Genomic DNA, 11,924 nt, shown 5'->3' with positions numbered 1-11,924 from the left:
CGTCAGTACCCATGTGCGCCCCCCTTCGCGCGATAGCGCCCCGCACGAACGCCCGGCTGAGCAGGCACGTTCGTGGTGGCCACAGTGAACTGTCCGCCGCGGGCCGTCCCGTCACGGCGTGCGGCGTCACTCTACGGTGCGTACCGGGAGGGACGGCAACCCGGCCGAGCGACGGTGCCCTGCTGCTGAGAGGACTGCGGGCGCTCCGGGGCTGGGCGGGCGCGTGCACCTCTGGCAAGCTGCGAGGGTGTTCGATACGACTGCCGATCTCGCCGCCGTCCGCGCCCGGTACGACCGGGCGACCGCCCAGCTGGACGCGCCCCTCGCGCTGGTCGACCTGGCGGCGTTCGACGCCAACGCGGACGACCTCGTGCGGCGTGCCGCGGGCAAGCCGGTGCGGGTGGCCACCAAGTCGGTGCGCTGCCGCGCGCTGTTGGAGCGGGTACTGGCCAAGGACGGCTTCAGCGGGGTGATGAGCTACACCCTCGCCGAGTCGCTGTGGCTGGCCAGGTCGGGCATCACGGACGTACTGCTGGCGTACCCCTCGGCCGACCGCGCGGGCTACGCCGAGCTGGCCTCCGACCCCAAGCTGGCCGCCGCGGTGACCGTGATGGTGGACGACCCGGCGCAGCTCGCCCTGATCGACGCGGCACGGGACGGCGGCACCGAGCGGATCCGGGTCTGTCTCGAACTGGACACCGCGCTGCGGCTGTTGGGCGGCCGGATCCGGATCGGCGCCCGCCGTTCCCCGCTGCACTCCCCCGCCGAGCTGGCCGAACTGGCGCGCGCTGTCCAGCGGCGCCCGGGCTTCCAGCTGGTGGGGGTGATGGCGTACGAGGGTCATGTGGCGGGCGTGGGGGACGCCGTTCCTGGTGCGGCCCTGCGTTCGCGTGCCGTGCGGCTGATGCAGACGGCGGCCAAGCGGGAGCTGGCGGCGCGCCGGGCCGCTGCGGTGCGGGCCGTCCGCGCGGTGGCGCCGGACCTGGAGTTCGTCAACGGCGGCGGTACGGGCAGCGTGCAGCACACGGCGGCCGAGGAGGCGGTGACGGAGATCGCGGCCGGGTCGGGGCTGTACGTACCGCGGCTGTTCGACAACTTCACCTCGTTCACCGGGCGCCCGGCGGCGGTGTTCGCCATGCCGGTGGTGCGCCGGCCGGGCGTGGGCGTGGTCACGGTGCTGGGCGGCGGCTATCCGGCCTCCGGCGCGGCGGGCGCCGACCGGTTGCCGCAGCCGTATCTGCCCGCCGGGCTGCGCTACGACCCGCAGGAGGGGCCCGGCGAGGTGCAGACCCCGTTGCTGGGCCCGCCCGCCGACGACCTCTTGATCGGGGACAAGGTGTGGTTCCGGCACGCCAAGGCGGGCGAGCTGTGCGAGCGGTTCGAGGTGCTGCACCTGGTGGAGGGCGACCGGGTGACCGGGTCCGTGCCCACGTACCGGGGTGAGGGCAGGACCTTCTTGTGAACGACGCCCTCTGGGGCTGTGGTTCAGACGGACTTGTGGTTGCCGTCGTCCTCCCCCGCGCCCAGGCGGGTCCTGACGACGCCCTCGCGCAGCTTGTCGAGGTCGGAGACCGGGGGCGACTTCGGGGCGATGTCGGCGCTGCTCCAGAGGGTGAGGATCTCGTCCTTCAGGTGCGGTGAGCGGAAGACGACGGCTTCGACGTAGGCGTCCGGCTCGAGCTTGTTCTCCACCCGCCAGCGGATGCGGTATCCCGGCTGGCCGGCGACCGTGACCGCGCCGGACTTGACGACCTTGTGCGAGGTGATGCCGCCGTACGCCTTCTTGGAGTACGCCTCCTTGGCGTTCTTCGCCACCTGGAGTTCGGCCGCGTCCTTCAGCGCTTTCTTGCCCTCCCAGCCGCTGGAGACGGGAAGCAGTTGTGCGCCGCCGCGTACACAGTTGGTGTTCTGGCCGGGGCACACATAGGCGGTCTTGTGGCTGACGAAGCTGGAGTCGGGGCTGCCCTGCTCCCAGCCTTCCGGGACCGTCAGCCCGACGCCGAGCCTCGGCTCCGGGACGACATCGCCGGGGGACGTGCTCGGCGACGGGGACTCCTCGTCATCGGGCGGAGTGCTCTCCTTCGGCGTGGCGGAGTGGGAAGAAGGGGCCGCCTTAGGCTTCTCGTCGCTGTCGGAGCCGCCGCCGCCCAGCAGCAGCACCCCGCCGACCGCGAGGGCCGCGGCCAGTACGACCGAGCCCACGATGCCCGCGATGAGCTGGCCGCGCCCGGCCCTGGTGCCGCCCCGGCCCGGCTGCGGGGCGATGCCCGTGCCGGGCCGGGTGTGGCCGGTCCAGCTGCTGCCGTCCCACCAGCGCTCCTGCGGCGGGAGTTGGGGCGTCTGCCCGGGATCGGGGTACCAGCCGGGCGGGGTCGTCATGCTCACGGGCGCAGCTTATGGCACTTGCGTGCGGGCCCTACGGGCGGGCGGCCTGCGGATCCTGTTCCGGTAAGGGGGTGCCGCTGACTGTTGTCTGCGGGCTGCGGGTTGGTTGTGGCTTGTCGCGCAGTTCCCCGCGCCCCTGACGGGGCGCGTCTCCCCTGCACCTGCTGCGCTTGGGAGGTCTGCGCCAGAGGCGCAGGGCTGGCAAGCGCAGCCCCCCATGCCGGGTAACGCGAGATCAGCGGGGCAACCCCTACGCCTCCGTGCCGTACGCGGCATCCTCCTGGTCCGGGATGACGGAGCCGTCGCTCCTGCGGACCGGGCCGAGGGAGCCGTCGGGATTGGTGAACCCCTCGGTGGCGCACGGATAGGGCTCCTGCTTGCGCGGCAGTGGCTCGATGAACATCGGGTTCACCGCCCAGCGCCCGTCGGCGTCGTCGTAGCCCCGGCACATGATCTCCGGCTTGTTGCGGTTGAGCACGAGATGGGTGCCCGTCGCGTCCCCGACGAAGGTGACGTCGGTGTCCGCGTCACCGCCGCCGAGAGCGATGCGGTGCCGCCAGTCCTGCCGCTGCCAGGCGCGGGCGCCCTTGATGCCGTAGATCTCCTGGTTGATCACGCAGCGCTTGCCCTCGATGTAGGGGATCACCTCGCCCTTGCTGCGCGGCATGCCGCCGCAGCCCTCGGTGAAGGTGGTGATCCTGCCGTTCCGGACGACGCTGCGGATGGCGAAGGTGTGCTCGCGGTCGATACCGACGCCGCTCGCCCACTCCTCCGCCACCGGCTCGGAGCCCGCGGAGACGATGTAGACGTCGAACCCGGCCCTCTTGAGCGTACGGAGGAGATCCTTCTGCTGCTCGTAGTAGCGGCTGTAGGCGGGCACGGTGTGGGTGCCGACGTTCTGTTCGCTGCCGACGGGCGCCGCGAGGGCTTCGTCGCGGGCGGCCCGCGCGTAGCTGCGGAGCTCGGGGACGGTGTGCCCAGCGAAGAGCTGGGGGACCCAGGCGTACTCGGGGACGGTGCGCCGGTGGTTCCAGTCGCCGGCGAACGCCTTCTCGCCGCTCATCGTCTCGGCCTCGCCGCGCACCTGGAGGATCTCGTCGGCACACGCGGCATTGGACGACGTCGGCAGGGGGTGCCCGACCGGCACGTCGGTGCCGCACGCCTTGGTGAGGGCGCGGTCGGCGGCGGGGGTGAGCCACTTGCTGGTGTCCGCCCAGTCCTTGGGGCGCAGGATCTTGTCGTGCTTGAGTGCCCAGGCGATGGTGGCGTCGGTCGAGTCGTTCTTGACGATGGTGTTGTCCCAGTCGAACGCGGCCACGGGGCGCTGTCCGTGGTTGCCGCCGTGCCGGCCGGAGGAGCACTTTCCGCGTGCGTCGATGGTGCGCTGCAGCCTGGCGCGGTTGTCGCCGTGCCACTTGAGCTTCGTGGAGAGCCGGGGGCAGGTGCCGTGCGGCTGCGGGCTCCTGGCCTGGGCCGGCGCGGGCGCGAGGGTCGCGGCGAGGGCCGCTGCCATGGTGAGGGCGGACAGGACGGTTCTGCTGCGCATGTGGCGCCCCTCCTGGGAAGTCTGCGGTGACTGTGTGCACGCTACAGCCAGTTGCGGGGTGTCAGAGGCCCGGCCCTCTGACACCCACCCGACCGGCCCTTACAGCGGCGTCACATACGCACCCGCGATGCCGCCGTCGACCAGGAACTCCGCGGCGTTGACGAAGGAGGCGTCGTCGCTGGCGAGGAAGGCCACCGCCGAGGCGATCTCCTCGGCTTCGGCGAACCGGCCCACCGGGACGTGCACCAGGCGCCGCTGCGCCCGCTCCGGGTCCTTGGCGAACAGCTCCTTCAGCAGCGGGGTGTTGACTGGGCCCGGGCACAGCGCGTTCACCCGGATGCCCTCGCGGGCGAACTGGACGCCCAGCTCGCGGGACATGGCCAGCACCCCGCCCTTGGAGGCGGTGTAGCTGATCTGTGAGGTGGCGGCGCCCATCACGGCCACGAACGAGGCGGTGTTGATGATGGAGCCGCGCTGCTGCGCACGCATGTAGGGCAGTGCGGCCTTGCAGCACAGATACACCGACGTCAGATTGACGTGCTGCACCCGCTGCCACGCCTCCAGCCCGGTCTCCAGGATGGAGTCGTCGTCGGGAGGCGAGATACCGGCGTTGTTGAAGGCGATGTCGACCGAGCCGTAGGTGTCGTTCGCGGTGCGGAAGAGCGCCTCGACCTGTTCGGGGTCGGTGACGTCCACGTTGACGTACAGCCCACCGGTCTCTGCGGCGGCGGCCTGGCCGCGTTCGGCGTCCACGTCGGCGCAGACGACATGGGCTCCTTCGGAGGCGAGGCGGCGGGCGGTCGCCAGCCCGATGCCGCTGCCCGCGCCGGTGACGACGGCCGTACGCCCTACCAGGCGACGGCACACGACGGTCTCGGAGTCGGTGGCGCTCACTGGCTCTCCTCGGTGCTGATGAAGACGTTCTTGGTTTCGGTGAAGGCGGCCAGCGCGCCGGGGCCGAGTTCGCGGCCGAGTCCGGACTGCTTGTAGCCGCCGAAGGGGGTGGAGTACCGCACGCTGCTGTGCGAGTTGACGGACAGGTTCCCGGCGGCGACACCGCGGGAGACCCGCAGGGCGCGGGTCGCGTCCCGGGTCCACACGGAGCCGGAGAGCCCGTAGTCGGTGTCGTTGGCGAGCCGCACCGCCTCGTCCTCGTCCTCGAAGGGGATCACGACGGCGACGGGTCCGAAGACCTCCTCCACCGCAGCCCGCTCCCCCACGCTGCCCTCCAGCACGGTCGCGGGGTACCAGAAGCCGGGGCCTTCGGGGACGCTGCCGCGGATGAGCGCGGGCGTGTCCTCGGGTACGAAGCCGCGCACCCGCTCCCGGTGCCGCGCTGAGATGAGGGGTCCCATGGAGGTGCTGCTGTCGGCGGGGTTGCCGGCCCGGAAGGCGTGCACCTCGGGCTCCAGCAGCTCCAGGAACCTGTCGTGGACGCTGCGCTGGACCAGGATGCGGCTGCGGGCGCAGCAGTCCTGGCCGGTGTTGTCCAGGAACGAGCCGGGTGCGGCGGCAGCGGCGCGTTCCAGGTCGGCGTCGGCGAAGACGATGTTGGGGCTCTTGCCGCCGAGTTCGAGCGTCACGCGCTTCACGGACGCGGCGCACTGGGCCATGATGCGCTTGCCCACGGCGGTGGAGCCGGTGAAGACGACCTTGGCGACCCGCGGGTGTTCGACCAGGGCCGTGCCGGTCACGGGCCCCTCGCCGGGCAGCACCTGGAAGAGCCCTTCGGGCAGCCCGGCCTCCAGCGCCAGTTCGGCCAGTCGCAGCGCGGTCAGCGGGGTGGTCTCGGCGGGCTTGAGCAGCACCGCGTTCCCGGCCGCCAGCGCGGGCGCGGTGCCCCAGGCGGCGATCGGCATGGGGAAGTTCCAGGGCGCGATGACGGCGACCACGCCCAGCGGTTCGGCGAAGGTGAGGTTGACGCCGCCGGCCACCGGGATCTGCTGGCCCGTCAGCCGCTCGACGCCGCCGGCGGAGTAGTCGAGCAGATCGCGGACGTTGCTCGCCTCCCCGCAGGCGTTGCCCAGCGGGTGCCCGGCCTCGCGCATCTCCAGGACGCCGAGTTCCTCGATGTGCCCGTCGACCAGGGAGGCGAACCGGCGCAGCTGCCGGGCCCGGTCGGCGGGCGGCAGCGCGGCCCACGTCCGCTGTGCCGCGACGGCCCGGCCGACCGCGTGGTCGACCTCCTCGGGGGTGGTGACGGAGACGGTGGTGATCAGCTCCTCCGTCGCCGGGTTGACGACCTGAAGCTTCTCGGCCGGCTCTGCGATGGGTTCCTCTTGCTCGTGCTGCACTGCGGTGAAGTCCTTACCTGCGCTCGGAACACTGACATGCGAAGGCTTGCATGCGTGCGAAGACCTACATGCGTTCGAACGAGCGATAACGCTCCCAGTCCGTCACTGCGGTGTCGAACGCCTGCTGTTCCACCCGGGCCATGTTGAGGTAGTGGTCCACCACTTCGCCGCCGAACGCGTCCCGGGCCAGTGAGCTGTTCTGCCACAGCGCGGCGGCCTCGCGCAGGGTGGTGGGTACGTGCGCGGCGTCACCGGTGTAGGCGTTGCCGGTGCAGGGCTCCGGGAGCTCCAGCTTGTTGTCGATGCCGTGCAGTCCGGCCGCGATCATTCCGGCGACGGCCAGATAGGGGTTGACGTCGCCGCCGGGCACCCGGTTCTCCAGCCGGTGTCCCGGACCGTGGCCGATGACCCGCAGCGCGCAGGTGCGGTTGTCGGGGCCCCAGGCGACGGCTGTGGGGGCGAAGGAGCCGGGCTGGTAGCGCTTGTAGGAGTTGATGTTGGGCGCGTACAGCAGGGTGAACTCCCGCAGTGCGGCCAGCTGCCCGGCCAGGAAGTGCCGCATCAGGGGCGACATGCCGTGTTCGCCCGCGTCGTCGGCGAGGACGGCGCGGCCTTCCTCGTCGCGCAGCGAAAGGTGGATGTGGCAGGAGTTGCCCTCGCGCTCGTCGTACTTGGCCATGAAGGTGAGCGCCCGGCCCTCCTGGGCTGCGATCTCCTTGGCGCCGGTCTTGTAGATGACGTGCTGGTCGCAGGTGGTGAGCGCGTCGGCGTAGCGGAAGGCGATCTCGTGCTGGCCCAGGTTGCACTCGCCCTTGGCCGACTCGACGACCATGCCGGCGGTGGCCATCTCGTTGCGGATCCGGCGCAGCAGGGGCTCGACGCGGCCGGTGCCGAGGATGGAGTAGTCGACGTTGTACTGGTTGGCGGGGGTCAGGCCCCGGTAGGCGCCGTCCCATGCCTGTTCGTAAGTGTCCTGGAAGACCATGAACTCCAGCTCGGTGCCCACGTACGCGTGCCAGCCGCGCTCCGCGAGCCGGTCGAGCTGCCGCTGCAGGATCTGCCGCGGCGAGGCGGCGACGGGCGAGCCGTCGTGCCAGGCCAGATCGGCGGTGAGCAGCGCGGTGCCCGGGTTCCAGGGGACGCGGCGCAGGGTGGCGGTGTCGCCGTGCATGGCGAAGTCGCCGTAGCCGCGCTCCCACGAGGACATCTCGTAGCCGTCCACGGTGTTGAGTTCCACGTCGACGGCGAGCAGATAGTTGCAGCCTTCGGTGCCGCCGTCGAGCACGTCGCTCAGGAAGTAGGGCGCGGCGAACCGCTTTCCCTGGAGGCGTCCTTGCATATCGGTGAAAGCCAGGACGACGGTGTCGATCTCGCCCGCGTCGACGAGTCTCCTCAGCTCGGAAACGGCGAGTGATGGTGTGCGGTCTGCCACGAGTGGGCCTCCTGTCGCTCCGCGGAAGCCATAAGGTAGCCGTGCAGACCTTTGAAACGGAAGAGGGTCATCGAAACGGAAGAGGGTTCCATGCCGGTGGACGACAGACTCGCCACGGTGCTGCGTACCGTACACGCGGGCAACGGGTTCGAAGAGGCGCTGGAACAGATCCTGCAGATCGTCCGGCTGGGCCTTGTCGCCGAGGGCGAGCGGCTGCCCGCCGAACGGGAGCTGGCCGAACGGCTCGGCATCAGCAGGGTCACCCTGCGCGAGGTGCTGAAGGTGCTGGCCGAGCAGGGCGTGGTGGAGAGCAGGCGCGGCCGGTACGGCGGCACCTTCGTGCTCCCCCACCCGGCCACCGGCACCGGCACCGAGAGCGGGGAGGGGCGGGTACGGCTGCCGGCCGGGGCGCCGGATCTGGCCGACATCCTCACCTTCCGCGAGGTGCTGGAGGCGGGCGCCGCCGAACTGTGCGCCACCCGCGGACTGTCCGACACGGAGGCGGCACGGCTGCGGGAAGCCCTGGACGCCACCCGGGAGGCGGCGCTGAGCGACTACCGCAGGCACGACACCCTGCTGCATCTGACCCTGGTGGAGCTGGCCGGCTCGCCCTCGCTGACCGCGCAGTACGCCGCCGTACGGGCCAAGCTCAACGACCTGCTGAACCGCATCCCGCTGCTGGTGCGCAACCTGGAGCACGCCCAGCAGCAGCACACCGCGCTGGTGGCCGCCGTACTGGACGGCGACGGCGAGGGCGCACGGGCGATCGCACGCGAGCACTGCGCGGGTACGGCGTCGCTGCTGCGCGGGTTCCTGACCTGAGCCCCGGGGCGGGCGACCTCCGCCCGATTCGCGGCGTATGCCCCGTAGAGCGGCTTGGGGTTACAGCTCCTTCACGCACAAGGGTTGCGCCCGGCCACCTCCGGCCACAAAGGTATGCCAGCACACCAATAGCTGACGGCGGGAGTGTGGCACATGACCGAGCAGTCCGAGTCCCCCACCCGGGACGGCGTCCCGGGCACACAGAGCACCCCGAGTACCCCGGCGGCGCGGCCCGATCCGGACGCGGCGTATCTGGAGCGCCGCACCCTGCGGCGCGGCAGCGCAGGCCCGCTGCTGCTGACCGGGCTCGGCGTCGCCTACGTCGTCTCCGGCGACTATTCCGGCTGGAACGCGGGGCTGGCCGAGGGCGGCTTCGGCGGCCTGGCGGTCGCCGCCGTGCTGATGGGGCTGATGTACACCTGCATGGTCTTCGCGCTGGCCGAGCTGTCCGCGATCCTGCCCACAGCGGGCGGCGGCTACGGCTTCGCCCGGCGCGCGCTGGGGCCGTGGGGCGGCTTCCTGACCGGTACCGCCATCCTCATCGAGTACGTCCTCGCACCGGCCGCCATCGTCTGTTTCATCGGCGACTACATCGAATCCCTCGGCCTGTTCGGACTGGAGTCCAGCTGGCCCGTCTACCTCGTGTGCTTCGCGCTGTTCATCGGCGTCCATCTGTGGGGCGTCGGTGAGGCACTGCGGTTCTCGCTGATCGTGACCGCCATCGCCGTCGCCGCGCTGCTGGTGTTCGTGCTCGGCGCGCTCACCGAGTTCCACACCAGCGCGCTCAACGACATCCCCGTGGACCACGGCGCCTTCGGCTCCGGCTCCTGGCTGCCGTTCGGCGTGCTCGGCATCTGGGCGGCGTTCCCGTTCGGCATGTGGTTCTTCCTCGGCGTCGAGGGCGTTCCGCTGGCCGCCGAGGAGACCCGCGACCCCGCCCGTACGCTGCCGAAGGCCATGGCCTGGTCCATGGGAATCCTGCTGCTGCTCGCGCTGCTCACCTTCGTGACGGCCACCGGGGCGCGCGGTTCGGCAGCCATCCAGGACGTCGGCAACCCGCTGGTGGAGGCCCTGCAGCCGGACGGCAAGGCCACCGTGCTCTCCCGCATCGTCAACTACGCGGGGCTCGCCGGCCTGGTCGCCTCGTTCTTCTCCCTCATCTTCGCGGGCTCGCGCCAGCTCTTCGCGCTCTCCCGGGCCGGCTACCTGCCCCGCTTCCTCTCGCTGACCAGCCGCCGCAAGGCCCCCTACCTCGGCCTGCTGCTGCCCGGCGCGCTGGGCTTCGCCCTCGCCGCGAGCAGCAAGGACGGCGCGACCATGCTGAACATCGCCGTCTTCGGGGCCACCATCTCCTACGCGCTGATGTCGCTCTCCCACATCGTGCTGCGCAAGCGGGAGCCCCAGCTGGACCGCCCCTACCGCACCCCGGGCGGCGTACTGACCTCCTCCGTCGCCCTGATCCTGGCCCTGGCCGCCCTGGTGGCCACCTTCCTGGTCGACAAGCAGGCAGCATTGATCGCCCTCGCCGTCTACGCGGTCGCCATCGCCTACTTCGCCCTCTACAGCCGCCACCATCTGGTGGCAGCGGCCCCTGAGGAGGAGTTCGCGGCACTGGCGAAGGCGGAAGAAGAACTGCAGAGCTAGACGGCGGGAGGGAACGCGCCCCGCCCGCATCACCCGGCATCAAGACGCCCTCCGCGAAGGAGAACCGTGGCACCACCCCTCATCGGCATCACCACCTACCTCGAACCCTCGGCCCGCTGGGGCGACTGGGACCTGCCCGCAGCCCTCCTCCCGGCCGGCTACCACCGCATGGCGCAGCGGGCCGGCGCCCGCGCGGTGCTCCTGCCGCCCGACGACGACCCCGCTGCGGCGGCCGAAACCCTCTCCCGCCTCGACGGCCTGGTCACAGCGGGCGGCCCCGACATCGACCCGCCCCGCTACGGCGCCGACCGCGACCCGCGCACCGGCCCGGCCTACCCGGAACGCGACGCCTGGGAGCTGGCCCTCACCCGCGAGGCGCTGGAGCGGCGCGTTCCCCTCCTGGCCGTCTGCCGGGGCATGCAGATGCTCAACGTCGCGCTGGGCGGCAGCCTCGTACAGCACATGCCGACCGCGGAAGCGCATCGCGGACCCCGCGGCGTGTTCACCCCGCACGACATCGAGCCCGTCCCCGGCACCCTGCTCGCCAAGGTGCTGGAGGGCCAGGAGACCGTCTCCGTACCGACGTACCACCACCAGGCGGTGGACACCCTCGGCGCGGGCCTCGTCGCCGCGGCGCACGCCACGCACGACGGCACCGTCGAAGCCGTCGAGGTGCCGGACGCCTCCCACTTCGTGCTCGGCGTCCAGTGGCACCCGGAGGCGGGCGAGGACCTGCGGCTGATGCAGGCGCTCGTCAGCGCTGCGGCGTCCGGTCCCGGCGGGTGAGGGCCAGCAGCTGACGTGCGGGCCCGGTCGGTCCGGCTCCGCGGGGCCAGACCGCGCGCAGCGCGCGCCCGAGCTCTGGACCGGCGATCGCGACCTCGACCAGCCGCCGCGCCGACAGCTCCTCGCCCACCGCCAGTTCGCTGAGCACGGCCGGGCCCGCGCCGCTGACGGCCGCCGCCTTGACGGCCGTGGTGGAGGCGAGTTCCAGCAGCGGTGGCGCCAGCCCGCCGTGCGCGGCGAGCGCGGCGTCGAGCACCTGCCGGGTGCCGGAGCCCGGCTCGCGCAGCACCAGCCCGGTGGCGGCCAGCTCGGCGAGGGCGACCGGCTTGCGGCGCCGGGTCCACGGGTGGCCGGGGGCCGCGACGACGAGCAGCCGGTCGTGGGCGATGACGGTGCCGTCCAGCCCTGGCGGCAACCCGAGCCCCTCCACGAAGCCCAGATCGGCCTCCGCCCCCAGCAGCATCCGGGCCACGGCCGCGCTGTTGCCCGCGCGCAGCGAGACGGCGGTGTCCGGGCGCTCGGTCCGCAGCGCGATCAGCCAGCCGGGCAGCAGATACTCCGCGATCGTCATGGAGGCCGCGACGGTCAGCCGGGAGTCGCGCCGGTCGCGCAGCGCGCTGACGCCCGCGTCGAAGGACTCGGCGGACTCCACGATGCGCCGCGCCCAGTCGGTGACCAGCACGCCGGCCGCCGTCAGCCGCGAGCCGCGCGGTGAGCGCTCCAGCAGGGTGACGCCCAGCATCCGCTCCATGGAGCGGACCCGCCCGCTGGCCGCCGGCTGGCTGACGCCCCGCTCGCGGGCAGCGCGTCCCAGACTGCCGAGCCGGGCGACGGCCAGCAGCAGCTCCAGCGCCCCCAGGTCCGGCACCCGGTGTGCCAGACCGCCCGGCACACCCGCTGTCTCGCTCATAGGTTCAGCTTATGCCCTCATAGGGGCATGCACTCTGGCGGCGGCCCTGGTCAGGGAGGAGCGTGAGCACATGACCGCATCCGCACGCGCCACCCCCGGCGCCCC

At 72.1% G+C, this 11,924-nt stretch carries 10 protein-coding genes; 4 read left to right on the top strand and 6 right to left on the bottom strand.

Translation table 11 applies throughout. The features are described from left to right. Positions 1–247 precede the first annotated feature (247 nt). Positions 248–1,462, top strand: coding sequence for an amino acid deaminase/aldolase (locus ITI46_RS29945; RefSeq protein WP_209243064.1), 1,215 nt, complete (start codon positions 248–250; stop codon positions 1,460–1,462). Between the two features lie 23 nt (positions 1,463–1,485). Here the strand turns inward: ITI46_RS29945 and ITI46_RS29940 are convergent, their stop codons facing one another. The 5 genes from ITI46_RS29940 to ITI46_RS29920 all read right to left on the bottom strand — a co-directional run bounded on the left by ITI46_RS29940 (position 1,486) and on the right by ITI46_RS29920 (position 7,657). Then, on the bottom strand, positions 1,486–2,379 hold the full coding sequence (locus ITI46_RS29940; protein WP_247746806.1) for a DUF2510 domain-containing protein: 894 nt from the start codon (positions 2,377–2,379) through the stop codon (positions 1,486–1,488). 256 nt (positions 2,380–2,635) lie between these two features. Continuing rightward, complete coding sequence (locus ITI46_RS29935; protein WP_209243062.1) at positions 2,636–3,931, bottom strand: HAD family hydrolase; 1,296 nt, start codon at positions 3,929–3,931, stop codon at positions 2,636–2,638. Positions 3,932–4,030: 99 nt separating this feature from the next. Beyond that, positions 4,031–4,825 (bottom strand): 3-oxoacyl-ACP reductase, encoded by a 795-nt coding sequence (locus ITI46_RS29930; RefSeq protein ID WP_209243061.1) that lies wholly within the window; start codon positions 4,823–4,825, stop codon positions 4,031–4,033. Next, on the bottom strand, positions 4,822–6,225 hold the full coding sequence (locus tag ITI46_RS29925) for an aldehyde dehydrogenase family protein (protein WP_209243060.1): 1,404 nt from the start codon (positions 6,223–6,225) through the stop codon (positions 4,822–4,824). The genes ITI46_RS29930 and ITI46_RS29925 overlap by 4 nt, the downstream gene beginning before the upstream one ends. Positions 6,226–6,289: 64 nt before the next feature. Then, positions 6,290–7,657: a glutamine synthetase family protein gene (locus tag ITI46_RS29920; RefSeq protein ID WP_209243059.1), complete on the bottom strand. Its 1,368-nt coding sequence runs from the start codon at positions 7,655–7,657 to the stop codon at positions 6,290–6,292. A gap of 90 nt (positions 7,658–7,747) precedes the next feature. Here ITI46_RS29920 and ITI46_RS29915 point away from each other — a divergent pair, with 90 nt between their 5' ends. The 3 genes from ITI46_RS29915 to ITI46_RS29905 all read left to right on the top strand — a co-directional run bounded on the left by ITI46_RS29915 (position 7,748) and on the right by ITI46_RS29905 (position 10,909). Then, complete coding sequence (locus ITI46_RS29915; protein WP_209243058.1) at positions 7,748–8,479, top strand: FadR/GntR family transcriptional regulator; 732 nt, start codon at positions 7,748–7,750, stop codon at positions 8,477–8,479. 153 nt (positions 8,480–8,632) lie between these two features. Then, the gene (gene eat / locus ITI46_RS29910; protein WP_209243057.1) at positions 8,633–10,123 is read left to right on the top strand and encodes an ethanolamine permease; all 1,491 of its coding nucleotides are present in this window, start codon (positions 8,633–8,635) and stop codon (positions 10,121–10,123) included. Positions 10,124–10,189: 66 nt separating this feature from the next. Further along, positions 10,190–10,909, top strand: a complete 720-nt coding sequence (locus tag ITI46_RS29905) for a gamma-glutamyl-gamma-aminobutyrate hydrolase family protein (RefSeq protein ID WP_209243056.1) — start codon at positions 10,190–10,192, stop codon at positions 10,907–10,909. Here ITI46_RS29905 and ITI46_RS29900 read toward each other — a convergent pair. After that, positions 10,878–11,819, bottom strand: a complete 942-nt coding sequence (locus ITI46_RS29900) for a LysR family transcriptional regulator (protein WP_209243055.1) — start codon at positions 11,817–11,819, stop codon at positions 10,878–10,880. The genes ITI46_RS29905 and ITI46_RS29900 overlap by 32 nt on opposite strands. Positions 11,820–11,924 lie beyond the last annotated feature (105 nt).

It is taken from the genome of Streptomyces oryzae (assembly GCF_017676365.1).
GTDB lineage: Bacteria > Actinomycetota > Actinomycetes > Streptomycetales > Streptomycetaceae > Streptomyces > Streptomyces oryzae.
Note: the sequence above shows the minus strand (reverse complement) of the source record. Positions and strands in the feature narration are given on the sequence as shown.